The following is a 24,050-nucleotide window of genomic DNA, read 5'->3' on the forward strand; positions in this document are numbered from 1 at the left end:
CCCATTTTGACCATCCGCCTGTCACCGCTGTGCGTGAGGCAGCTTGATCGCTATAATCGGCCGCTTTCCCCTCTGCCAAGACCATTGAGACCATGACTGAGTCCGTTCTTGACTACATGACCCGCCTGGGTCGCGCTGCTCGTGAAGCCTCCCGAGTGATCGGCCGTGCCAGCACTGCGCAGAAAAACCGTGCCTTGCAAGGCGCTGCGTCTGCATTGGATGCGGCCCGTGCGCAGTTGACTGCCGCCAATGAACTGGACCTGGCCGCTGGCCGGGCCAACGGCCTGGAGCCCGCGATGCTGGAGCGCCTGGCGCTGACCCCAGCACGTATCGACAGCATGATTGTCGGCTTGCGCCAGGTGGCCAGTCTGCCGGACCCCATCGGGGCCATTCGCGACATGAGCTACCGTCCATCGGGGATTCAGGTCGGCAAGATGCGCGTTCCGTTGGGCGTGGTCGGGATTATCTATGAATCGCGTCCGAACGTGACCATTGACGCTGCCAGCTTGTGCCTGAAGTCGGGTAACGCGACCATTTTGCGCGGTGGTTCTGAAGCCATTCACTCCAACCGCGCCATTGCCATCTGCATCCAGCGAGGTCTGGCCGAGGCCGGGCTGCCGCCGGCTGTGGTGCAAGTGGTTGAAGTGACTGACCGTGCCGCTGTGGGCGCGCTGATCACCATGCCCGAGTACGTCGACGTCATCGTGCCGCGGGGCGGCAAAGGCCTGATCGAACGCGTAAGCCGTGATGCCAAGGTGCCGGTTATCAAGCACCTGGATGGTATTTGCCATGTATACGTCAGCGCTCATGCTGACCTGGCCAAGGCTCAGCGCATCGCTTTCAATGCCAAGACTTACCGTTATGGCATTTGCGGCGCGATGGAAACCTTGCTGGTGGATCAGGTCGTGGCGGCGCAGTTTTTGCCCGCGATGGCCGAACAATTTCGCGCCAAGGGCGTCGAATTGCGCGGATGTGAACGCACTCAGTCGCTGATCGACGTGGCTGCGGCGACCGAAGAAGACTGGAACACTGAATACCTGGCCGCGATTTTGTCGATTCGTATCGTTGATGGACTGGACCAGGCGATTGAGCACATCAATCACTATGGTTCCCATCACACTGACTCGATCGTGACCGAGCATCAGGGCGAAGGCCGCCGTTTTATGGCCGAAGTCGATTCCAGTTCAGTGATGCTGAACACCCCAACCTGCTTCGCCGATGGATTTGAATACGGATTGGGTGCGGAGATTGGCATTTCTACTGATAAGCTGCACGCCCGCGGCCCGGTCGGTCTCGAAGGGTTGACCTGCGAGAAGTACATCGTGGTGGGTGATGGCCAGTTGCGCGGTCAGGAGCCGAGCTGACTTGGTCGACCTTAGCCCGTTAGTGGTGGTGCCGGTCATCGACGTGTTACCCCGGCGCATTGGCGTGTTGGGGGGCACCTTCGACCCGGTGCACATCGGGCATTTGCGGGGCGCGCTTGAAGTGGCGGAAATGATGGAACTCGATGAGTTGCGTCTGACCCCCAACGCCAGGCCGCCACACCGCGACACCCCGCAGGTGTCGGCGCTCGACCGTTTGGCGATGGTTGAGTGTGCTGTCGCCGGAGTAGCTACGCTGGTGGTAGACCCCCGGGAGCTGCAACGGAACAAGCCGTCCTACACCATTGATACCCTGGAACTGATGCGGGCCGAGTTGGCCGCTGATGACCAGTTGTTTTTATTGCTGGGCTGGGACGCTTTTTGCGGCCTGCCCATGTGGCACCGCTGGGAGGAGTTACTCCAGCATTGCCATATCCTGGTGCTACAGCGCCCGGATGCCGACAGCGAACCGCCGGATGCCTTGCGCAACCTGCTGGCAGCGCGCTCGGTAAGCGACCCGCTAGCCCTGAAGGGGCCCGGCGGACAGATTGCATTCGTCTGGCAGACGCCGCTCGCGGTATCCGCCACCCAGATCCGTCAACTGCTGGCCAGCGGTAAGTCGGTACGTTATCTGGTGCCCGACGCGGTCCTGGCCTACATCGATGCGCACGGGCTTTACCGTGCGTCGAACTAAAAAGGCGTGTTTCAAGGCGCGATTTGACGTGTATTGAAGCAGCCGAACATACGAGCAAAACGAGTTTTATATGACTGATAAAGATGTAAGCAAAGTAAAGCGCAAAGGCACCTTCAAAAGCGCCCCGTTGCCAGTTGCCGCCCACACGGGTGTGGTACTGGCTGGCGAAGCACTGGTGGAAGTGGCCAAAGCAGCACTGGAAGACGTCAAGGCCCAGGACATCCAAGTGATCGACGTGCGTGATAAGCACAGCATCACTGACTTCATGATCATCGCCACCGGTACTTCGAACCGTCAGATCGGCGCGATGCTGGACAAGGTCCGCGAAGCCGTCAAGGCACAGGGCGTCAAGCCGCTGGGTGAAGAAGGCAAGGGCGACAGCGACTGGGTTCTGCTGGATATGGACGATGTGATCGTGCACATGATGACCGCCAGCGCGCGTCAGTTCTACGACCTGGAACGCCTGTGGGCTGGTGCAGAACAAAGCCGTTCGGCCAGCGCTGCACACCACAGCCCGGAAAACAGCCACGAGCACTTCCTCAAGCTCAACAAAGACCAGGAATAAGGGTTCGCTGTGCGCCTGCGTTTGATCGCTGTCGGTTCGCGGATGCCCAAGTGGGTGGAAGAAGGTTGGCATGAGTATGCCAAGCGTCTGCCATCCGAGTTGGCCCTTGAACTGGTAGAAATTCCGCTCAATACCCGTGGCAAGAATGCCGACGTGGCCCGATTCATCCGTCAGGAAGGCGAGGCCATGCTGGCCAAAGTCGGCCCGGGGGAGCGGATTGTCACCCTCGAAGTGCACGGCAAGCCCTGGAGTACCGAGCAACTGGCGGTTGAGCTGGACCGCTGGCGCCTCGACTCGCGTACGGTGAACTTTATGGTGGGCGGCCCGGAAGGGTTGGCGCCAGAAGTCTGCGCCCGCGCCGATCAGCGCTGGTCGCTGTCGCCGTTGACGTTGCCGCACCCGTTGGTAAGGATTCTGATCGGTGAGCAGTTGTATCGCGCCTGGACGGTATTGTCCGGGCACCCTTATCACAAATAGCTCAGCGCCCCAGAATGACCCAGCCGATTCGCCTCAAAGACCACGAAAAGGACGCACGCCTTGTGCGCAAACGCGTCGTGGTCGGCGCATTCGTGGTGGTGGCTCTGATATGCGTACTGATTGCTCGTCTGTACTACTTGCAAGTGGTGCAGTACGACTATCACTCCACGCTGTCTGAAAACAACCGGGTGCATGTGCAGCCGATCCCCCCGACTCGCGGTCTGATTTTTGACCGCAATGGTGTGGTGATCGCAGACAACCGTCCCAGCTTTAGCCTGACCATGACCCGTGAGCGCTCGGGCGACTGGGCGCAAGTGCTCGACGCCATCGTCGAAGTGCTGCAACTCACGCCTGAAGACCGCGCCTTGTTTGAAAAGCGCATGAAGCAGGGGCGTCGGCCGTTTGAGCCGGTGCCGATTCTGTTCGAGCTCAATGAAGAACAAATCGCCCGGATTGCCGTCAACCAGTTCCGCCTGCCAGGGGTTGAGGTGGTTGCCCAGTTGGTACGCCACTACCCGCAAGGTGCGCATTTTGCGCACTCGGTGGGTTACATGGGGCGGATCAACGAGAAAGAGATTAAAACCCTCGATCCGGTCAACTACAGCGGCACTCACCACATTGGCAAAACCGGCATCGAGCGCTTCTATGAAGCCGAGCTGCATGGTCAGGTGGGTTACGAGGAAGTCGAGACCAACGCGCGTGGCCGTGTGCTGCGGGTGCTTAAACGCACAGACCCGATTCCCGGCAAAGACATCGTTCTAAGCCTGGATATCAAGTTGCAAGAGGCGGCCGAAGAAGCGCTGGCCGGTCGCCGTGGCGCCGTGGTCGCATTGAACCCGATGACGGGTGAAGTGCTGGCGATGGTCAGCCAGCCGAGTTTTGACCCTAACCTCTTTGTGACCGGCATCAGCTTCAAGGCCTACGCCGAGCTGCGTGACTCGATTGACCGCCCGCTGTTCAACCGGATCTTGCGTGGCCTGTACCCGCCAGGTTCGACCATCAAGCCTGCGGTCGCGATTGCGGGGCTGGACAGCGGTGTCGTGACGGGCACCTCTCGGGTCTATGACCCTGGCTATTACCAGTTGCCCAATTACGATCACAAGTACCGTAACTGGAACCGCACCGGTGATGGCTATGTCGATTTGGACACCGCGATCATGCGCTCCAACGACACCTACTTCTATGACCTGGCCCACAAGCTGGGCATCGACCGTTTGTCGACTTATATGAATCAGTTCGGCATTGGTCAAAAAGTCTCGCTCGACATGTTTGAAGAATCGGCTGGCCTTATGCCTTCCCGTGAGTGGAAGCGTGCGACCCGGCGTCAGGCGTGGTTCCCGGGCGAAACGCTGATTCTGGGGATTGGTCAGGGCTACATGCAGTCCACCCCTTTGCAACTGGCCCAAGCGACTGCGTTGATTGCCAGCAAAGGCAAGTGGAGTCGCCCGCACCTGGCTAAAACCATTGAGGGTGTTCCACCGGTAGACCCTAATCCAATGCCCGATATTGTGCTGCGCGACCCGTCCAACTGGGCCAAGGTTACCCACGGCATGCAGCAAGTGGTGCATGGCGCGCGCGGTACGGCGCGGGTTGCAGGCGTTGGGGCGCAGTATCTGATTGCTGGCAAGAGTGGTACGGCGCAGGTGGTGGCCATCAAGCAGGGCGAAAAATACGACCGCTCCAAGGTCCAGGAACGTCACCGTGACCACGCCTTGTTCGTCGGTTTTGCGCCGGCTAACAACCCGCAAATCGCGGTCTCGGTCATGATCGAAAACGGCGAAGCCGGCAGCCGCGTGGCTTCACCTGTGGTGCGTTCGGTCATGGATGCCTGGCTGCTGGATGCAGACGGCAAGCTCAAACCTGAGTACGCCAGCGCTTCAAAGGCGGAGGCTACGGCCAATGATGAGTAATTTTGACCGCATCCTCTCCAGTGAGGATGTGATGCGTCGCCGTGCCACGCTGCTTCAGCGTTTGCACATCGACGGCCCGTTGCTGATTTTGTTGCTGACGCTCGCAGCGGGCAGTTTGTTTGTGTTGTATTCGGCCAGTGGCAAAAGCTGGGACTTGTTGAGCAAACAGGCGACCTCGTTTGGTATCGGTCTGGTGTCGATGTTCATCATCGCTCAACTGGAACCACGCTTTATGGCGCGCTGGGTGCCGATCGGCTATCTGGCCGGGGTCATGTTGCTGGTGGTGGTGGACGTCATGGGCCACAACGCCATGGGTGCTACGCGCTGGATCAACATTCCGGGGGTCATTCGTTTCCAGCCCTCTGAGTTCATGAAAATCCTGATGCCCGCGACCATCGCCTGGTATCTCTCCAAGCGCACCTTGCCGCCGCAGCTCAAGCACGTGGCGGTCAGTTTGTTGCTGATCGGGATCCCCTTTGGCCTGATCGTACGTCAGCCCGACCTTGGGACGGCGTTGCTGGTACTGGCTGGTGGTGCATTCGTGCTGTTTATGGGCGGTTTGCGCTGGCGCTGGATTATCAGCGTGCTGGCGGCGGCCATACCGGTGGCGATTGCCATGTGGTTTTTCATCATGCACGACTACCAGAAGCAGCGAATCTTGACCTTCCTCGACCCTGAGAGCGATCCGCTGGGCACTGGCTGGAACATCATTCAGTCCAAGGCAGCCATCGGTTCGGGCGGCGTGTTTGGTAAAGGCTGGCTGCTGGGCACCCAGTCGCACCTGGACTTTCTGCCAGAAAGCCACACCGACTTCATCATCGCCGTTATGGGGGAGGAGTTCGGCCTGGTGGGCATTTGCGCGTTGCTGTTGATCTACCTGCTGTTGATTGGTCGCGGCCTGGTGATTACTGCCCAGGCACAGACGCTGTTCGGCAAGTTGCTGGCGGGCAGTTTGACCATGACTTTTTTTGTTTACGTTTTCGTCAACATCGGTATGGTCAGTGGCCTGTTGCCGGTGGTGGGTGTGCCATTGCCGTTTATTAGTTATGGCGGAACTTCGCTCGTGACGCTGCTGTCAGCGTTTGGAGTTTTGATGTCGATCCACACGCATCGAAAGTGGATCGCGCAAGTTTGATTAAGGTGAACAATTCAATGCAAGCAATGCGTGGCTGGGCCGCTCGATACGCGTCATGGGTGGGCCTGCTGGGTCTGTTCGGTGCCGCGCACAACGCGGTGGCCGGCGACTATGAAGGTTCGCCCCAAGTGGCTGAATTCGTCGGCGAGATGACCCGTGACTACGGGTTCGCCGGTGAACAGTTGATGGGCGTTTTCCGCGAGGCTGAGCGCAAGCAGGCCATTCTCGACGCTATTTCTCGCCCGGCCGAGCGCGTTAAACAGTGGAAAGAATACCGGCCGATGTTTCTGACCGATGCCCGGGTCGCCCGCGGTGTCGATTTCTGGCGTGAGCACGAAGCCGTACTGGCTCGTGCCGAGCAGGAATACGGCGTCCCGGCGCAGGTGATTGTGTCGATCATCGGCGTTGAAACCTTCTACGGTCGCAATACCGGCAATTACCGGGTGATCGATGCGTTGTCGACCCTGGGCTTTGATTACCCGCCGCGCGCCGAGTTTTTCCGCAAGGAATTGCGCGAATTCCTGTTGCTGGCCCGCGAAGAGCAAGTCGACCCGCTGAGCCTCAAAGGTTCTTACGCCGGTGCGATGGGCTTGCCGCAGTTCATGCCGAGCAGCTTTCGCGCCTATGCGGTGGACTTCGATAACGATGGCCACATCAATATCTGGAGCAACCCGGACGATGCCATTGGCAGCGTTGCCAGTTACTTCAAGCGCCATGGCTGGGTCGCGGGCGAGCCAGTGGTGGCCCGTGCCGACGTGCAGGGCGATCGGGTCGATGAAGGGTTGACCCAAGGGATTGAACCGGTCAAGACCGTCGGGGAGTTGCGAGCGCTGGGCTGGTCGAGTCATGATGCGCTGCGCGACGACATGCCCGTAACGGCGTTCCGTCTTGAAGGCGAAAAGGGTCCTGAATACTGGATGGGCCTGAAGAATTTTTATGCGATCACGCGCTACAACCGTAGCGTGATGTACGCCATGGCAGTGCATCAACTGTCCGACCTGCTGGTTCAAGCTCGGGGCAACAAGTAATGGCGTTTCCTGCGATCCGCACACCTTTGAAACTCGCTGCCTGCGCGGCGATGGCGCTGCTGGTGGTGAGCTGTTCGAGCAGTCGTTCGAGCAACCCGCAAACCTCGACCGCTATCAGCTCCAAGCCTGGGCTCGACATCAACCGCGCTCACAAAGACGGCGCGCCGTGGTGGGATGTCGATGTCTCGCGCATCCCGGATGCCACGCCGACGCTGCATACCGGACCTTACAAGGCCAACCCTTACACGGTATTGGGCAAAACCTACTTTCCGATGCAAGAGTCCAAGACCTATGTGGCCTCGGGCACTGCGTCCTGGTACGGCACCAAGTTCCACGGGCAGAACACCGCCAATGGCGAAGTGTATGACCTGTACGGCATGAGCGCCGCGCACAAAACGCTGCCATTGCCCAGCTACGTCAAAGTGACCAACCTGGACAATGGCAAGACCGTGGTTTTGCGGGTCAACGACCGTGGGCCGTTCTATTCGGACCGTATCATCGACTTGTCGTACGCCGCGGCCAAAAAACTCGGCTATGCCGAAACGGGCACGGCTCGGGTCAAGGTTGAAGGCATTGACCCGCAAGCCTGGTGGGCTCAGCGTGGTCGCCCGGCGCCGTTAATGCTCAACGAGCCTAAAGTAGCGCAAGCGGCACCCGGTTTGACAGTGTCGACCGGCAAAGTGGAGCAGTGGACACCGCCGCCTCAGCAGCACGCTTCGGACGTGATTCCGCCCGTGGTTGCGCAAAAGGGCCAGGGCACTTATCTGCAAGTCGGCGCATTTGCCAATCCGGACGCTGCCGAGTTGCTTCGATCCAAACTCAGTGGCATGGTCAGCGCACCCGTCTTTATCAGCTCGATTGTGCGCAATCAGCAAACTTTGCACCGCGTTCGCCTGGGGCCGATTGCCTCGGCCGGTGAAGTGCAGAACATGCAAAACAGCGTGCGATCGGCCAATTTGGGTCAGCCAAGCGTTGTGACGGATCAGTAACACTGATTGAAGCGTTGGGCCTTGAACCCCGGAGGCCCAAACGCAGTTGCAAGGATCAACAATAAAAGCCTGTCCAGAGGCTGGCTTGCAACTGAATACGCGACAGCCCGTCAAACGGCTGTCACAAAAGTTTTGCCCGCGAGGGTAAGTTTTCATTAACAAATTCGAGAGACGGATGAACATCACCACCTTTGCCAAACGCCTGTGCCTGCTTGTCCCGCTGATCATCACCCCGGCTGCCTGGGCAGTCGAGATGATGCCGTCGCCGCCACAGTTGGCTGCCAAGTCCTACGTTCTGATGGATGCCAACAGCGGTAACGTGCTGGTTGAAAACAACGGCGACCAGCGCCTGCCGCCCGCCAGCCTGACCAAGCTGATGACCGCCTACATCGCGACCCTGGAAATCCGTCGTGGCCAGATTGGCGAGAACGACCCGGTGACTGTCAGCGAGAACGCCTGGCGCACAGGTGGTTCGCGCATGTTCATCAAGGTCGGCACCCAAGTGTCGGTCAGCGACCTGCTGCACGGGATCATCATTCAGTCGGGTAACGACGCCAGCGTTGCGCTCTCTGAGCACATCGCCGGCAGCGAAGACGCCTTCGCAGACATGATGAACAAAACCGCTGGCGACCTGGGCATGAGCAACAGTCACTTCATGAACCCGACCGGTCTGCCGAACCCTGAGCACTACTCGTCGGCTCACGACATGTCGTTGCTGGCTCGCGCAATCATTCACGAAGACCCGACTCACTACGCGATCTACTCGCAGAAAGAGTTCTTCTGGAACGGTATCAAACAGCCTAACCGCAACTTGTTGCTGTGGCGTGACAAGACCGTTGATGGCCTGAAAACCGGCCACACCGACGAAGCCGGCTACTGCATGGTGTCTTCGGCTGTACGTGATGGCATGCGCCTGATCGCCGTGGTATTCGGTACTAACAGCGAAGCGGCCCGTGCGGCTGAAACTCAGAAACTGCTGACCTACGGCTTCCGTTTCTTTGAAACCCAAACCTTCTACCAGAAAGGCACTGAGCTGGCTCAGGCTCCGGTCTGGAAAGGCACCACGCATCAGGTTAAAGCCGGTCTGGCCGATGACCTGACCATGACGTTGCCTAAAGGCCAATTGAAAAAGCTGGCTGCCAGCATGACCATGAACCCACAACTGATGGCGCCTATCGCCAAAGGTGATGTGATCGGTAAGGTTGAGGTCAAGCTGGACGACAAGGTTGTGCACAGCGCCGACCTGATCGCCCTTGAGCCGGTTGAGGAAGGTGGTATTTTCCGCCGCGTGTGGGATAGCATCCGTCTATTCTTCTACGGGATGTTCAACTGATAGCACTCCCCCTGCGTGACCCCGTGCTTACCCTGCACGGGGTCATTCTGTAGTCCTGGGCTTACGAGGCCAATACGCCATGACCGACACCGAAGTAAAGGCGCCAAAGATCGAATTCCCTAACGTGGATTACCCGGTTAAGGTGATCAGCGACACGGGTGTGGGCAACAAAGACAAGATCATTGATATCGTCAAGAAATACGCAACGGTCAATGACGACCGCATTGACGAGCGCCAAAGCACCAATGGCAAATACACCACGATCCAGTTGCACATTGTTGCGACCGATCAAGACCAGCTGTACAACATCAACAGCGAATTGCGAGCCACCGGCTTCGTACACATGGTGCTGTGATGTCGCAGGTCTTGGGTATTCGCGAGCTGGGTCAGCTCGACTACGAGCGCACGTGGCTGGCGATGCAGCGTTTCACTGAAGAGCGCAAGCATAAGCCGGACACGCAAGACGAAGTCTGGCTGGTGCAGCATCCGCCCGTGTTTACCCAAGGTCAGGCAGGCAAGGCCGAACATCTGTTATTGCCGGGTGATATTCCTGTGGTCAAGTCAGACCGCGGTGGGCAAGTGACGTATCACGGGCCTGGCCAATTGGTCGCTTACCTGTTGCTGGACGTGCGCCGCCTTGGTTTTGGCGTACGAGAACTGGTGAGCCGGATGGAGCATTGCCTGATCGACCTGCTGGACACTTATGGTGTGACAGCAGCGGCCAAGGCTGATGCCCCGGGCGTTTACGTTGACGGCGCGAAAATCGCCTCTCTGGGTCTGCGTATTCGCAATGGCTGCTCTTTTCACGGCCTGGCCCTGAATGTGGACATGGACCTGGAACCGTTTGGACGGATTAACCCCTGTGGTTATGCGGGGCTGGCGATGACCCAGTTGCGTGACCGTGCAGGGCCGATTGAATTTGCCGAGGTGAGTGCCCGGCTGCGCGTGCAGCTCGTCAAACACCTCGACTATGCTGAGCAGACGACCCTAACGGGCGGAATCGATTGATATGACTACTGCGCAAGACGCTGTTCAAACCCTGATCCCGACGCTGGATATCTCCGAACGTGTGGCCCGTGCGCAAGAGGCCCGTTCCAAGGTTGAGACCGGCGTTAAATTGCGCGGTGCCGAAAAGGTTGCGCGTATCCCGGTAAAGATTATTCCGACCACCGAGTTGCCAAAGAAACCGGACTGGATTCGCGTGCGCATCCCGGTGTCGCCGGAAGTCGATCGCATCAAGGCCTTGCTGCGTAAGCACAAGTTGCACAGCGTGTGCGAAGAAGCGTCCTGCCCGAACCTGGGCGAATGCTTCTCGGGTGGCACGGCGACGTTCATGATCATGGGCGACATCTGCACCCGTCGCTGCCCGTTCTGTGACGTGGGCCACGGCCGTCCGAAGCCATTGGATGTCAACGAGCCTGAAAGCCTGGCGATTGCCATTGCTGACCTGCGTTTGAAGTACGTGGTAATTACCTCGGTAGACCGCGACGACCTGCGTGACGGTGGTGCTCAGCACTTTGCCGACTGCATTCGCGAAATCCGTCGACTGTCGCCGAACGTCCTGCTCGAAACCCTGGTTCCGGACTACCGTGGCCGCATGGACATCGCGCTGGAAATCACTGCCGCCGAGCCGCCAGACGTCTTCAACCACAACCTCGAAACCGTGCCGCGCCTGTACAAGGCTGCGCGTCCGGGTTCTGACTACCAGTGGTCGCTGACCTTGCTGCAACGCTTCAAGCAAATGATGCCGCACATCCCGACCAAATCCGGCCTGATGCTGGGCTTGGGCGAGACCGATGACGAAGTCATTGAAGTGATGAAGCGCATGCGCGAACACGACATCGACATGCTGACCTTGGGCCAGTACCTGCAACCGTCGCGCAGCCACTTGCCGGTGCAACGTTTTGTTCACCCGGACACCTTCGCCTGGTTCGCCGAAGAAGGTTACAAAATGGGCTTCAAAAACGTAGCGTCGGGCCCACTGGTGCGTTCTTCGTACCACGCTGACGAACAAGCCAAGCTGGTTAAAAACATGCTGGTGGGTGCCTGAAGCGATGAATAGCCGGCCCACCGCGCCCGTGTCTTTCAAGACTCACAGCGCGGTGCCCGCGCTGCCTGCTGGCGGGGTGATCGGCCTGATCGCCCCGGCCGGTCCTGCCGAACTTGATCTGCAACACGCAACCCAATGGATGCATGCCCGTGGTTATCAGCTCAGGGTGTTTCCAGGTGTTTGGGAAAAAGAAGGCTACCTGGCAGGTTCAGATGCCGTTCGCTTGCGCGACCTTCATGACGCGTTTGCTGACGACAGCATTGATGCGATTTTCTGTTTGCGCGGAGGTTATGGTTGCTCGCGCTTTCTTGACGATATCGATTTTGAGCTCCTGCGACGCCATCCCAAACCGTTCGTAGGCTATAGCGACATCACCGCGCTGCATCTGGCGATCACCCGCTACGCAGGCTTTGTGACCTTTCACGGGGGCATGCTTAACGCGGACCTGCTGGGTAACAAACAGCCGCCGACTGAGTCTTCCTTGTTTCGCATGCTGAGTGGGCAACAACCTGCTTTGCTCGAACACCCTGCGGCCTACCCGTTGACCACCCTGGCGTCTGGCTCGGCCTGTGGCCGTTTGCTGGGCGGCAATCTGTCGATGATCTGCGCTGCCATGGGCACCGCGTTTGAGCTGGATGATGACGGCATCATCCTGTTTATCGAAGACGTCAACGAACCGCTGTACCGGGTCGATCGTTTGCTCACCCATCTGCGACTGGCAGGCAAGCTTGGCCAGTTACGCGGGGTGCTCGTGGGGGATTTTGCCGGGGTCGATGTGCAGGCGCTGGAGCGGTTGCTCAAGCAAGAACTGGGGCCGCTGAATATCCCTGTGCTGGCTGGCTGGCGCAGTGGGCATTGCGACCCGAACATCACCTTGCCGATGGGCGCGCAAGTGCGTCTGGATGCGGACAACCAGCAGTTGCTGCTTGAGCAGGCGGTGGTGACGGTTCGAGCCTGACCCTGTAGGAGCGAGCTTGCCTCGCGATCTTTTGATCTTTTAAAAGATCGCGAGGCAATCGAGCGTCGACCGGCTGCTCCTACAGGGTAATGGGTTACTGACTGCGCAAACGCTCAAGCAATTTATGCGAAGGGTAGCCATCTGCCGGCCAGCCAAAAGCCTGCTGTGCACTGCGGATTGCCTTGCGGGTGTTCGCGCCAATAATCCCGTCGGGATTACCCGCATCGTAATTGCGCTGAGTGAGCAGGGTTTGCAGTTCGATTCGCTCGGATCGGCTCAGCGGCAGGTCATCTTTTGGCCAATCACCCAAAATGACGCCATCGCCGTTGAAGCGCTGAGAGAGCAAGCCCACGGCCAGTGCGTACGACGATGAGTTGTTGTAACGCAAAATGGCGCGGAAGTTATCCAGCACTAAAAACGCCGGGCCACGGTAGCCAGCGGGCAGCAACAACGTTGCGCTCAACTCTTGCGTGCCTGTAGGCGCTTGAGCATCGGCTGGCAGTGTAACGCCCAGTTTCTGCCACTCACTGACGCTTTTTCGTACCGCGCCATCGGCCAGCGCGTAGTCAAATCCGCTCGGCAATTTAACCTCAAACCCCCACGGCTGACCCTGCTTCCAGCCTGAGCTTTGCAGGTAGTGCGCAGTCGAGGCCAAGGCATCAGCCGAGCTGTTCCAGATGTCGCGGCGACCGTCGCCATCGAAATCCACGGCGTGGGTTTCATAGGTGGTCGGGATGAACTGGGTCTGGCCCATGGCGCCTGCCCAGGAGCCGAGCATTTTTTCAGGAGTGATATCGCCTTCTTGAATAATCTTCAGCGCGGCGATCAGTTGGCTCTGGGCGAACTCAGGGCGGCGGCCTTCGTAGGCGAGGGTTGCCAGTGAGCGGATCACCGACTTATTGCCCTGGAAAGTACCGAAGTTGCTTTCCATGCCCCAGACCGACACCAGCGCCTGGCGATCTACGCCGTAGCGTTGCTCGATGCGGGTCAGCAGCTCGGCGTTTTGCTCCAGCAGGCGCTGGCCGTTACGAACACGCAACGGCGACAGGGCCCCGTCGAGGTACTCCCAGACCGGGCGGCTGAACTCAGGTTGGCTGCGGTCGGCCTTGATCACGCTCATGTCGGGCGTAATGCCAGCAAACGCGTTATCGAATATTTGCGGTGAGATTCCGGCGTTCAGGGCTTGAGCACGGAAATTGGCCTGCCACTCGCTGAAGCTCTGGGCGGGCTGAATATCTGGCACATCGGTGCTGGCAGCGCTGGTGGTGACCACGGGCGCGGCGGGCGTGGCGGGAAGGGGTTGAGCATCGGCTGCGGTCGGTTTTTCTGCGCAGGCGACTAACAAAATGACGCTGGAAGCAGCAATCAGTTGGCGCATTGGCCAACGACGTGAATAACTTAAGGGCATGCGCAGGTCCAGGTAATGCAAATCAGATGCAGACCTTATCATCCCCGCTGTCAGGCAGCCAGATAGTAAAAAGCCTCCCGGTCTCTCGACTGGAAGGCTTCGCGGCGGTAGCTGCCTTTGCCTTTGGCGGGGCGTTCCTGGCGGCTTCGGAACAAGGGTTGGGCGACGATGGATTTGGCCTTGTTGGGGCGCTTGCTCATGGCATTTGCTCTCACTGGGTTTAAACAAGCACAAATCATCGGCCAGTTTTTTGAAGATGTCCAGTGGCGGCCGGTTCTCCTGTAGCCGCAGCCCAACGCAGCCTTCGTAAGCGGCTACAGCGTTTGTGCCTACTCCGCAGGCAAGTTCAGACGTTGCCCACACATCAACAGCGTTAATCGACTCAGGCTGCTCCACGCAGACCCGGCCGCCTGGCCTTTGATTTGGGCATCGATGCGCTGTGCATCCATCAGCAGTTGAGCCCAGCGTTGCGCCGAATAACGTTGCAAGGCTTTGCTCATCAGCGGTTTGCGTTTGTCCCAGACCGGTGGGCGGGCCTGACTAAACGCTTTGTCCAGCGGGATGCCCTGGCTGTACTGCAAGGCAATGTTGGCCAGGACCCGCAACTCTCGGGCCAGCGCCCACAAAATCACCGGTGGCTCAACGCCTTCGCCGCGCAGGCCTTCAAGCATGCGCAAGGCGTGCGGCGCTTCGCCGTTGAGTACCGCATCAACCAGCCCGAAGACGTCGAAACGTGCACTGTCAGCCACCGCCGCTTGCACGGTCTCGACCGTAATCTGGCCGTCTTCGGCCATCAGCTTGAGCTTTTCGACTTCCTGGGCGGCTGCCAGCAGGTTGCCTTCTACCCGCGCAGCAATCAGTTCGACAGCGTCCTGACTGGCAGACAGCCCAGCTTGGGACAAGCGCTGGCGAATCCATTGCGGCAACTGGCTGGCGTCTACCGGCCAGATTTGTACGAACTGGGTCTGCGGGCCTTCGACCAGTGCCTTGCCCCACTTGGTTTTTTGCGCGCTGCCATCGAGCTTGGGCAAGCTGATCAGTAGCAAGGTGTCTTCGGCAGGGCGTGAGCAGTATTCGAGCAGCGCCGCCGCACCTTTGTCGCCGGGCTTGCCAGAGGGCAGGCGCAGTTCCAGCAGGCGTTTTTCAGCGAACAGCGACATGCTGGCACCCGCTTGCAACAGCGAACCCCAGTCAAAGCTGGCGTCAGCGCTGAATACCTGGCGTTCATCAAAGCCTTGTTTGCGGGCGGCGCTACGGATGGAGTCGGCGGCTTCCTGGCACAGCAACGGGTCATCGCCGCTGACGATGTAGATGGGCGCGAGGCTGCCTTGCAGGTGTTTGGCGAGTTGAGCGGGGGCGAGTTTCATAGGGGCTTGATAGATGACGGGGCGCCTGAGCGCCCCGTATGCCTTACTGGTTTGGCAGTTCGAGTGGCGACTGCTGAGGTGTTTCGGCTTCAGCCTTGCGTGCAGCTTCGAGGGCTTGTGCTTCTGCACGTGCCTTCTCATCCGCGACTGTTTGCAGCTCGGCCAGACGCGCCGGTGTCAGCTGCGACAGACGCAACAGCATTTGCTGCACCAGGTCACCAGTCATTTCTTTACGGGTCATCGCCGCTTCCTGAGTGGAACCGCTCAGGTTGTTGCCGTCCTGCAGGTAGACTTTATGCGCTTCAATCTTGCTATCGAGCAAAGGCAAGTTGTTTTCGCCGATGATCTCGTAGTTCCAGATTTTGGTCAGCTCGTACTCAGCTGATGAGTTGGTGCCGGTATAACTGGCAGCGCGCGAGCTTTCTTGTTCGTTGGCCAAAACCAGTTTGTAGGGCGCGTTGTCAGTGACTTTGACGCCGCTGCTTTCCAGCGCCTGGCGCAGTTCGCGAACCGAGTCGCCATAAGCATTGCGAGCACTGACACCCAGTTCGGTGATGGTCAGCTGATTGGTGCCGGTGCCGCGCAGCTGGAAGCCGCAGGCGCTCAACAGAACAGCGAGACCCATCACCAGCAAGTTGCGTTTGATCATGTGTTGCTCCCCTTGAAACCAGGAGGGCCGACGTGGCGGCCCGAAAGGTTTTGTTGGGCACCCGCACGCAGTACGGGCGCCTGTTCCAATTAGCTGGCGACGATATTGACCAGTTTGCCAGGCACCACGATCACTTTGCGGATCGTCAGGCCTTCGGTGAAACGCAGCACGTTTTCGTTGACGCGGGCAGCCGCTTCAACGTCTTCACGGCTGGCGCTTGCCGGCATGTCGATCTGGCCGCGCAGTTTGCCGTTAACCTGAATAACCAGTTGCAGGGTGTCTTGCACCAGCGCACTTTCGTCCAGGGTTGGCCACGGTGCGTCGATGATTGCTCCGGCGTGCCCCAACTGATTCCACAGCTCATGGCTGATATGTGGAGTGATCGGCGCCAGGATCAACGCTACAGTCTCAAGGCCTTCTTGCAGTAAGGCACGATCCTGCTCGGTGGTTTGCGGTGCTTTTTCGAGCACGTTCATTACGGTCATCACCTGGGCGACGGCGGTGTTGAATTTGTGGTGCAGGCCGACGTCCTGGCTGGCTTGCTTGATCGCCTGGTGGATGGCCCGGCGAATGACTTTCTGCTCGTCGTTCAGGCTGGCGATGTCCAGCGCGCCCGGCAGGCCTTGGCCGACGTGAGCGTGGGCCAGGCGCCATACGCGCTTGAGGAAGCGGTGCGAACCTTCAACACCCGAGTCCGACCATTCCAGGCTTGCATCAGGCGGCGAGGCAAACATCATGAACAGGCGGCAGGTGTCTGCGCCGTACTGTTCGATCATGTATTGCGGGTCCACGCCGTTGTTCAGCGATTTGGACATTTTTTGCGTGCCGCCGATTTCTACCGGCAGGCCGTCAGTCTTCAGCGTGGCGCCGATGATCTTGGCCTTGGCGTCACGTTCGATTTCGACGTCGTCCGGGTTGAAGAAGTCCTTGCCGCCGTTGTCCAGCGTACGGTAGTAGGTCTCGGCGATGACCATGCCTTGAGTCAGCAGGTTCTTGAACGGCTCGTTGGAGCTGACCAGGCCTTCGTCACGCATCAGTTTGTGGAAGAAACGCGCGTAAAGCAGGTGCAGGATCGCGTGTTCGATGCCGCCGATGTATTGGTCGACCGGCAGCCAGTGGTCGGCCGCCTTGCGCTCAACCAGCCCGCCTTCGAAGTGCGGCGAGGCGTAGCGAGCGTAATACCACGACGATTCGACAAAGGTGTCCATCGTGTCGGTTTCGCGCTTGGCCGGTGCGCCACATTTAGGGCAGCTGCACTCGTAAAACTCAGGCATGCGCGCTAATGGCGAACCAGCGCCGTCGGGTACGACGTCTTCTGGCAGCACAACTGGCAGTTGGTCTTCAGGGACCGGCACGTCACCGCAGGTGTCGCAGTGCACGATCGGAATCGGGCAGCCCCAGTAGCGTTGACGGCTGATGCCCCAGTCACGCAGGCGGAACTGGGTGCGCGATTGGCCCAGGCCTTTGGCGGTCAAGGCGGCTTCGATGGCGTCGAATGCGGCCTGGAAGTCCAGACCGTCGAATTCGCCGGAGTTGATCAGGGTGCCGTGCTCGTTATAAGCATCCTGCCAAGGGGCTGGTGTTTCGTCGCCAGCGCTGGTGCGCACGACTGCCTTGATGGGCAGGTCGTACTTGGTGGCGAATTCGAAATCACGCTCATCGTGCGCCGGTACCGCCATGACAGCGCCATCGCCGTAGTGCATCAGCACATAGTTGGCGACCCAAACCGGGAGTTTCTCGCCGGTCAGCGGGTGCTCAACGAACAGCGAGGTTTGCAGGCCTTTTTTCTCTTGGGTGGCCATGTCGGCTTCAGCAACACTGCCGCCCTTGCATTCAGCGATAAACGCTTGCAGCTGCGGGTTGCCTTGCGCCGCCTGGGTGGCCAGCGGGTGTTCGGCGGCGACGGCCACGTAGGTGGCGCCCATCAAGGTGTCTGGACGGGTGGTGAAGACTTTGAGTGCGCCCGCTTCGCCGATGGACTCGACGTTGTAAGGGAATTGCACTTCCATGCCACGGGATTTGCCAATCCAGTTGCGTTGCATGGTTTTGACCTGCTCCGGCCAGCCGGGCATGTCGTCGAGGCTTTCAAGCAGCTCATCCGCGTAAGCGGTGATCTTGAAGTAGTACATCGGGATTTCGCGTTTTTCGATCACCGCGCCCGAACGCCAGCCGCGGCCGTCGATCACTTGCTCGTTGGCCAGAACGGTCTGGTCGACCGGGTCCCAGTTCACGGTGCCGTTTTTACGATAGATCACACCTTTTTCGAACAGGCGAGTGAACAGCCATTGTTCCCAGCGGTAGTAATCAGGCTTGCACGTGGTGATTTCGCGGGACCAGTCAACCGCCAGGCCGAGGCTGCGCAGCTGGGTTTTCATGTAAGCGATGTTTTCGTAGGTCCATTTGGCCGGGGCGACTTTGTTTTTCATCGCGGCGTTTTCGGCCGGCATGCCGAAAGCGTCCCAACCCATGGGTTGCAGAACATTTTTGCCCAGCATGCGCTGGTAACGGGAAATCACGTCACCGATGGTGTAGTTGCGCACGTGGCCCATGTGTAGCTTGCCGCTTGGGTACGGGAACATCGATAGGCAGTAGAAGGTTTCTTTGCCTAGATCTTCGCTGACTTCGAAGGACTTTTGGTTGTCCCAGAATGATTGGGCGGCGGCTTCTATTTCACGGGGCTGATAGTGTTCGTGCATGGCTACTTGTACTAATAAAGGGTGGCCTAATCCTCTTCAACTTACACAGGCGTTTGTGTTGCCCGGTCAGGTTGGAGCAGGGGTTACAGGAAGTCCCGTAGCATACATGACCCCGCTCTATCGAGGGAAACCCTGATTGCCTCATCATTCCGTTGGTCGCGGCAACGCGCTGGTTTTACACGCGCAGCTAAGCTGTCCATGGGGGGAGAAACTTCCTTAATGAGGTGTACGGATGGCTGAGTCGCAACGCAAAGAAATAAAATCGGAGGTGTACGAGCGGCTGATTGATCGTTTGAGTGTGGCTCTTGATTCAGCAAAGACGGCAGTGCGATTACGAGATGAGCGCCCTGTCGAGTTGGAATTGCGTGGTTTGAGTCGTGCCGAGTTAGAGTTGATCAACGTCTATTTGAACCGGATCGGGCGTGAGGCTGATGAACGCTCGCAAGGCAGCCTGAATGTGCAAAATGCCCCTCGCAAGGCCAAGGTCATCTGGCTCAAAGACAGGGTGCAGGGAACGTAGGGTTGTGCGGCGATTCAAGCCGGGCCCACGATGAAAGCAGTGTGTATCCAAGGTTGATGTATCAGGGCTTGAGTTCAAATGTTGACTGGCCCTGTTGATGCCTCCCCTCAACCCCCTTAGGCTTCGGGCATCTTTGGAGATGCTCGATGCCTATTCGATATTTCGTTAAACAATTTCTATTGCCTCCGGGCATTCTTCTTTTGCTCCTGCTGCTGGCCTGGTGGTTTCGGCGCTCGCGTCCGCGTCTGGCGGGTGTGCTGTTTGCCTTGGGGCTTGGCGGTTTATGGTTAATGAGCTTGCCCATTGTTGTGGAGTGGGGCGCGCGTGCCGTTGAGCGTGAACCTGCGTTAGCCCCGAGTGAATGGTCGACACTGGCTGAACGTGCGGATGCGATTGTGCTGCTGGGCTCAGGGCGCGAGCGTAGTGACCCGGCCTGGGGCAGTGATCAGCCGACCATGATCGGGCTCGAGCGCCAGCGGTATGCAGCACGACTGGCCAAGGCCTCGGGCTTGCCGGTGCTGACCACGGGCGGCTTGCACTACGGCACGCCGCCGAGTGAGGCGCAGATAATGGCTGATTCGTTGCGCGATGATTCGGGTGTCGAGGTGCGCTGGAAAGAAGAACAAAGCCGCACCACATGGGAAAACGCTCAAATGAGCGCCGACATTCTGTTGCCGCAGGGTATCAAGCGCGTCGTGGTGGTGACGCAGGCATGGCACATGCCGCGTTCGGTGTGGTGTTTTGAAAAGGCCGGATTTGAAGTGGTGCCTGCGCCAGTCGGCTTTTTAAGTGCCGGCAACGCAAGGCCGTTTGGAGGCTGGCTGCCAGAGTACAAGTCGATCTGGCAGTCCGGGTTATTGCTCAACGAAGCCGTCGGGCAGATTGCCTACCCGTTGTTTTATCGCTGACAGAAAGCCCGCTCCCGCGGGCTCCCGTTTTGTTCGGGCCTAAACCGTCTTGGCAATCCGGCTGGTGATCAGCGCCCAGCCGATCAGCAGTACGCACAGAATCGCCAGCGGCCATGAGCGCCATTGCAGATACGGTGTCAGGTTGTGCATCGGTACGACTTCGCCATACAGGATGCCGCGCTCGAATTGCGGGATCTGGGCGGTGATTTGACCGTATGGGTTAACCAGCGCAGTGACGCCGTTGTTGGTCGCCCGGATCATCCAGCGGCCTGCTTCAAGGGCGCGCATTTGTGCCATCTGCAAATGTTGCAGCGGACCAATCGAGGTGCCGAACCAGGTGTCGTTGCTGATGGTCAGCAAAATATCGCTCTGGGCGGCCAGGCCTGCGACAAAGTCCGGGTATACCACTTCGTAGCAAATCAGCGGGGCGATCTGATAACCCTTGGCTTGCAGCATGGGTTGATCCGCCGGGCCGCGAGCAAAGTCGGACATTGGCAGGTCAAAGAACGCGATCACGCCGCGCAACACGTCCTGCAACGGTACGTACTCACCAAATGGCACCAGTTTTTGTTTCAGGTAAATGCCATCGCCTTCACCGACCGCTGTGATGCCGTTGAAGTAACGCGATTCGTGGCGCACTTCCTGACGGATCGGTACGCCGGTAATCAGTGCGGAATTTCGCTCGGCGGCAAACCGCCCCATCATCGTCAAATACCCTTCGGCGTTTTCTTTGAGTACCGGGATAGCGGTTTCTGGCCACACGATCAGGTCGGCACGTTTAGAGCTGAGGGTCATGTCGCGGTACAGCGCCAGCTGCGCGTTGAGCTGCGCCGGGTCCCATTTCATGCTCTGTTCAACGTTGCCCTGAATGGCGGCCACACTCAGCGGATTGCCCGACGGGCTGGTCCAGGCGTGATGCTTGAGTGCAATGCCGATGCACCAAGGGCCGATCAGCAGCACGACGGCTGCGCCAATAAAGGCTTTGCGCTTGATCTTGATCAGGCGTGGCAAGTTGCACAGCAGGGCGGCGGTCAGGGCCAGAATGAACGAGATCAGCCACATGCCACCCAGTGGCGCGAGCCCGGCCAGTGGGCCGTCAAGCTGGCTGTAACCCGAGTAAAGCCACGGGAAACCGGTCAGGAACCAGCCGCGAAACGCTTCTTGAATCACCCACAGCGCAGCAAACGCCAGGGCGTCGGCCAGCGGGGCTTCGTTGCGACGAATCCAGCGCGCCCACAGCCAGGCGGGCAGGGCGAAGAACCAGGCGATGGCGGCGGTGAACGCCAGCATCAGTAAACCGGCCAGCATTACCGAGGCGCCACCGAAGTGGTGAATGCTGTAGTAGATCCAGCTGGTGCCCGCGCCAAACAGGCCGAAGCCGTAGCACCAACCACGTCCCAGCGCCTGTTTAGGCGAGAGGTCGCGCAAGCCAAGATAAAAAATGGCCAAGGCTACCAGTGCCAAAGGCCAAATATCGAAAGGAGCCAGCGCCAGGGTTGTCAGTGCGCCGGCTACCACGGCCAGCAAGTTACCGGGCCAGCCGGGGGAGGTTATCCAGCGCATTTCAATCCTTAGCGTGAAGGTTTAGCGGGCAATAGGCGTTAAGCGAATCAAGTGAATTCGACGGCTGTCAGCATTCAGAATGCGGAACCGATAAGGGCCGATTTCAGTGATTTCATTGCGTTTTGGCAAGTGTCCGAACGCGCTCATGACCAGGCCGCCAACGGTGTCGAACTCGTCGTCGGAGAAGTCGCTGTCAAAGAACTCGTTGAAGTTCTCGATGGGCGTCAGGGCCTTGATCAGGAAGTCGCCGCTTGGCAGCGGCTTGATGTAGCTGTCTTCTTCGACATCGTGCTCGTCTTCGATGTCGCCGACGATCTGCTCCAGAACGTCTTCAATCGTGACCAGACCGGCCACACCGCCGTATTCGTCAATGACGATGGCCATGTGGTTGTGGTTAGCACGGAATTCGCGCAGCAACACGTTAAGGCGCTTGGACTCAGGGACAAATGTCGCCGGACGCAGCAAATCCTTAATGTTGTACTTGTCGCCGTTCTCTTGAAGGATCAGCGGCAGCAGGTCTTTGGCCAGCAGGACGCCGAGGACGTCATCGTGGCTTTCGCCGATCACCGGATAGCGCGAGTGCGCCGCGTCAATGATCGCCGGGAGAAATTCGCGAGGTGTCTGGGTCGCCTTGATGCTGATCATCTGCGAGCGCGGAACCATGATGTCCCGTACTTGCAGGTCAGCCACTTGAATGGCGCCTTCGACGATGGCCAGCGCTTCGCTGTCCAACAGTTTGTTCTGATGTGCTTCGCGCAGCAGCTCAAGCAGCTCCTGGCGGTTTTTCGGCTCATGGGCAAAGGCCTGGGTCAGCTTACCTAACCATGACTTTTGCCCGTTGCTCGATCGGTCTTCGCTCATAGCGATTTACTCGTATCCCTGGGTTGTTTCAGTGGGTGGTTAATCAGTTTCGTCGTCTGCATATGGATCCGGATGACCCAGTTCTGCAAGCAACGTTCGTTCCAGCGCTTCCATTTCTTCTGCTTCGTCGTCTTCTATATGGTCGTAACCCAGAAGATGCAAGCAGCCGTGCATCACTAAGTGAGCCCAGTGAGCTTCAAGTGCCTTGCCTTGTTCAGCGGCTTCGCGTTCGACCACGGCCACACAAATCACCAGATCGCCGAGTAACGGGATGTCGAGGAATTCGTCGGGCACGTCAGCCGGGAAGGACAGCACGTTGGTTGCGTAGTCTTTTTGGCGCCAGGTGTGATTAAGCTCACGGCCTTCGGCCTCGTCGACCAGACGAATGGTCATTTCCGAGTCAGCGGTGCGCTGGCGCAGCGCCAGTTCGCACCATTGGCGGAACTGGGCTTCACTGGGGGCTGCGGCATCGGTCGCCAGTTGCAGGTCAAGCTCAAGCATCGTGGCGGTAGTCCTTGGCGGCGGGCAGGGCAGCCAGTTTGTCTGCGGCTTCCTGTTCGTAGCGCCCGTAGGCTTCAACGATGCGTTGCACCAATGGGTGGCGCACCACGTCCTTGGACTGGAAGTGAGTAAAGCTGATGCCCGGCACGTCCTTGAGCACTTCAATGACGTGATTCAGACCCGACTTGGTGCCTTTTGGCAGGTCGATCTGAGTGATGTCACCGGTGATCACGGCGGTGGAGCCGAAACCGATACGGGTCAGGAACATCTTCATTTGCTCAACGGTGGTGTTCTGGCTTTCGTCGAGAATGATGAAGCTGTTGTTCAGCGTGCGGCCGCGCATGTAGGCCAGCGGTGCCACTTCAATGACCTGGCGCTCGATCAGCTTGGCCACGTATTCAAAACCCAGCATCTCGTACAGCGCGTCATACAGCGGGCGCAAGTACGGGTCGATCTTCTGCGACAGGTCACCCGGCAGGAAACCGAGCTTTTCACCGGCTTCAACGGCTGGGCGCACCAACAAGATGCGCCGAATTTGCTCGCGCTCCAGGGCGTCAACTGCGCAGGCCACGGCCAGGTAGGTTTTACCCGTACCGGCTGGGCCAATGCCGAAGTTGATGTCGTTGCCCAGGATTTCCTTCACGTAGCGCTGCTGATTGATACCGCGAGGGCGAATCATGCCCTTTTTGGTGCGCAGTGAAACGCTGGCTTCGGCCACGGGGTTGCTGGCGAGGTCTTGCATGTCAGATTCCTGCAGGAACAGATGCACCAGATCCGGCGAAAGCTCAGTGGCTTTGGTTTCGCGGTACAGGCGACGCAGCAGGTTTTCTGCGGAAGACGTGAGTTTTGGGTCGCCGATCAGCTCGAATTGATTACCGCGATTGCGGATTTCGATCGTGAGACGTTGTTCGATCAGGCGCAAATGCTCGTCGAATTGTCCGCACATATTGGCGAAGCGGCGGGCCTCAAAAGGCTCGAGGAGAAAACGATGTGGTTCGATGGGTGCGTTCAAGGTCGTTTTTAGCCGCCCTAAGGCAATTGAGATGAATTGAAGGATAACGCTAGCAGGCCGCAGGT

24 protein-coding genes are annotated in these 24,050 nt (G+C 58.8%); 15 read left to right on the top strand and 9 right to left on the bottom strand.

Translation table 11 applies throughout. The features are described 5' to 3' along the window. The first annotated feature begins 92 nt into the window (after positions 1-92). The 13 genes from RHM56_RS00715 to RHM56_RS00775 all read left to right on the top strand — a co-directional run bounded on the left by RHM56_RS00715 (position 93) and on the right by RHM56_RS00775 (position 12,500). Positions 93-1,364 carry a glutamate-5-semialdehyde dehydrogenase gene (locus tag RHM56_RS00715; RefSeq protein ID WP_322237548.1) on the top strand — a complete coding sequence of 424 codons (1,272 nt, stop codon included), beginning with the start codon at positions 93-95 and terminating at the stop codon, positions 1,362-1,364. Further along, positions 1,333-2,055, top strand: coding sequence for a nicotinate-nucleotide adenylyltransferase (nadD, locus tag RHM56_RS00720; RefSeq protein ID WP_322237550.1), 723 nt, complete (start codon positions 1,333-1,335; stop codon positions 2,053-2,055). The genes RHM56_RS00715 and nadD overlap by 32 nt, the downstream gene beginning before the upstream one ends. Before the next feature lie 70 nt (positions 2,056-2,125). Next, positions 2,126-2,620 carry a ribosome silencing factor gene (rsfS, locus tag RHM56_RS00725; protein WP_322237553.1) on the top strand — a complete coding sequence of 165 codons (495 nt, stop codon included), beginning with the start codon at positions 2,126-2,128 and terminating at the stop codon, positions 2,618-2,620. Positions 2,621-2,629: 9 nt separating this feature from the next. Beyond that, positions 2,630-3,097 carry a 23S rRNA (pseudouridine(1915)-N(3))-methyltransferase RlmH gene (gene rlmH / locus RHM56_RS00730; protein WP_003444191.1) on the top strand — a complete coding sequence of 156 codons (468 nt, stop codon included), beginning with the start codon at positions 2,630-2,632 and terminating at the stop codon, positions 3,095-3,097. 14 nt (positions 3,098-3,111) lie between these two features. Continuing rightward, complete coding sequence (mrdA, locus tag RHM56_RS00735) at positions 3,112-5,007, top strand: penicillin-binding protein 2 (RefSeq protein ID WP_322237556.1); 1,896 nt, start codon at positions 3,112-3,114, stop codon at positions 5,005-5,007. Between the two features lie 31 nt (positions 5,008-5,038). Then, entirely contained in the window at positions 5,039-6,142 is a 1,104-nt protein-coding gene (rodA, locus tag RHM56_RS00740; protein ID WP_192812409.1) for a rod shape-determining protein RodA, read from the top strand. A 17-nt stretch (positions 6,143-6,159) separates the two neighbouring features. Beyond that, on the top strand, positions 6,160-7,170 hold the full coding sequence (gene mltB, locus RHM56_RS00745) for a lytic murein transglycosylase B (protein ID WP_322237559.1): 1,011 nt from the start codon (positions 6,160-6,162) through the stop codon (positions 7,168-7,170). Continuing rightward, positions 7,170-8,159 carry a septal ring lytic transglycosylase RlpA family protein gene (locus RHM56_RS00750; RefSeq protein ID WP_322237562.1) on the top strand — a complete coding sequence of 330 codons (990 nt, stop codon included), beginning with the start codon at positions 7,170-7,172 and terminating at the stop codon, positions 8,157-8,159. Before mltB ends, RHM56_RS00750 begins: the two co-directional genes overlap by 1 nt. A gap of 175 nt (positions 8,160-8,334) precedes the next feature. Then, positions 8,335-9,492: a D-alanyl-D-alanine carboxypeptidase family protein gene (locus RHM56_RS00755; protein ID WP_322237565.1), complete on the top strand. Its 1,158-nt coding sequence runs from the start codon at positions 8,335-8,337 to the stop codon at positions 9,490-9,492. Between the two features lie 79 nt (positions 9,493-9,571). Then, positions 9,572-9,847 carry a DUF493 domain-containing protein gene (locus RHM56_RS00760; protein WP_322237568.1) on the top strand — a complete coding sequence of 92 codons (276 nt, stop codon included), beginning with the start codon at positions 9,572-9,574 and terminating at the stop codon, positions 9,845-9,847. Continuing rightward, positions 9,847-10,500 carry a lipoyl(octanoyl) transferase LipB gene (lipB, locus tag RHM56_RS00765; protein ID WP_322237570.1) on the top strand — a complete coding sequence of 218 codons (654 nt, stop codon included), beginning with the start codon at positions 9,847-9,849 and terminating at the stop codon, positions 10,498-10,500. The genes RHM56_RS00760 and lipB overlap by 1 nt, the downstream gene beginning before the upstream one ends. A 1-nt stretch (position 10,501) precedes the next feature. Then, positions 10,502-11,542 carry a lipoyl synthase gene (gene lipA / locus RHM56_RS00770; RefSeq protein WP_019411984.1) on the top strand — a complete coding sequence of 347 codons (1,041 nt, stop codon included), beginning with the start codon at positions 10,502-10,504 and terminating at the stop codon, positions 11,540-11,542. Between the two features lie 4 nt (positions 11,543-11,546). After that, positions 11,547-12,500 carry an LD-carboxypeptidase gene (locus RHM56_RS00775; RefSeq protein ID WP_322237573.1) on the top strand — a complete coding sequence of 318 codons (954 nt, stop codon included), beginning with the start codon at positions 11,547-11,549 and terminating at the stop codon, positions 12,498-12,500. A gap of 94 nt (positions 12,501-12,594) precedes the next feature. On the opposite strand, the gene RHM56_RS00780 is transcribed toward RHM56_RS00775, so the two are convergent. From RHM56_RS00780 to leuS, 5 genes are all read right to left on the bottom strand, one after another. Next, a complete protein-coding gene (locus tag RHM56_RS00780) occupies positions 12,595-13,908 on the bottom strand; it encodes a lytic murein transglycosylase (RefSeq protein WP_322237576.1) in 1,314 nt (437 codons plus the stop codon). 50 nt (positions 13,909-13,958) lie between these two features. After that, entirely contained in the window at positions 13,959-14,108 is a 150-nt protein-coding gene (gene arfA / locus RHM56_RS00785; RefSeq protein WP_322237578.1) for an alternative ribosome rescue factor ArfA, read from the bottom strand. Positions 14,109-14,237: 129 nt separating this feature from the next. Then, the gene (holA, locus tag RHM56_RS00790) at positions 14,238-15,275 is read right to left on the bottom strand and encodes a DNA polymerase III subunit delta (RefSeq protein WP_322237581.1); all 1,038 of its coding nucleotides are present in this window, start codon (positions 15,273-15,275) and stop codon (positions 14,238-14,240) included. A gap of 43 nt (positions 15,276-15,318) precedes the next feature. Next, entirely contained in the window at positions 15,319-15,924 is a 606-nt protein-coding gene (gene lptE, locus RHM56_RS00795; protein ID WP_322237584.1) for an LPS assembly lipoprotein LptE, read from the bottom strand. Positions 15,925-16,013: 89 nt separating this feature from the next. After that, a complete protein-coding gene (gene leuS, locus RHM56_RS00800) occupies positions 16,014-18,620 on the bottom strand; it encodes a leucine--tRNA ligase (protein WP_322237586.1) in 2,607 nt (868 codons plus the stop codon). A 232-nt stretch (positions 18,621-18,852) separates the two neighbouring features. Here leuS and RHM56_RS00805 point away from each other — a divergent pair, with 232 nt between their 5' ends. Both RHM56_RS00805 and RHM56_RS00810 read left to right on the top strand, forming a co-directional pair. Next, positions 18,853-19,140: a hypothetical protein gene (locus RHM56_RS00805; RefSeq protein WP_322237588.1), complete on the top strand. Its 288-nt coding sequence runs from the start codon at positions 18,853-18,855 to the stop codon at positions 19,138-19,140. A 146-nt stretch (positions 19,141-19,286) separates the two neighbouring features. Continuing rightward, positions 19,287-20,048: a YdcF family protein gene (locus RHM56_RS00810; protein WP_322237590.1), complete on the top strand. Its 762-nt coding sequence runs from the start codon at positions 19,287-19,289 to the stop codon at positions 20,046-20,048. A 39-nt stretch (positions 20,049-20,087) separates the two neighbouring features. On the opposite strand, the gene lnt is transcribed toward RHM56_RS00810, so the two are convergent. Genes lnt through RHM56_RS00830 form a run of 4 tightly spaced genes read right to left on the bottom strand, consistent with a single transcriptional unit; the run spans position 20,088 to position 23,985 of the window. Beyond that, on the bottom strand, positions 20,088-21,611 hold the full coding sequence (gene lnt / locus RHM56_RS00815; RefSeq protein ID WP_322237592.1) for an apolipoprotein N-acyltransferase: 1,524 nt from the start codon (positions 21,609-21,611) through the stop codon (positions 20,088-20,090). Between the two features lie 21 nt (positions 21,612-21,632). Next, positions 21,633-22,472 (bottom strand): HlyC/CorC family transporter, encoded by an 840-nt coding sequence (locus RHM56_RS00820; RefSeq protein ID WP_019411974.1) that lies wholly within the window; start codon positions 22,470-22,472, stop codon positions 21,633-21,635. A gap of 39 nt (positions 22,473-22,511) precedes the next feature. Beyond that, a complete protein-coding gene (gene ybeY, locus RHM56_RS00825; RefSeq protein ID WP_322237596.1) occupies positions 22,512-22,973 on the bottom strand; it encodes an rRNA maturation RNase YbeY in 462 nt (153 codons plus the stop codon). Further along, the gene (locus RHM56_RS00830; protein WP_322237598.1) at positions 22,966-23,985 is read right to left on the bottom strand and encodes a PhoH family protein; all 1,020 of its coding nucleotides are present in this window, start codon (positions 23,983-23,985) and stop codon (positions 22,966-22,968) included. The genes ybeY and RHM56_RS00830 overlap by 8 nt, the downstream gene beginning before the upstream one ends. Positions 23,986-24,050: the final 65 nt, after the last annotated feature.

It is taken from the genome of Pseudomonas sp. CCC3.1, from assembly GCF_034347405.1.
Lineage (GTDB): Bacteria > Pseudomonadota > Gammaproteobacteria > Pseudomonadales > Pseudomonadaceae > Aquipseudomonas.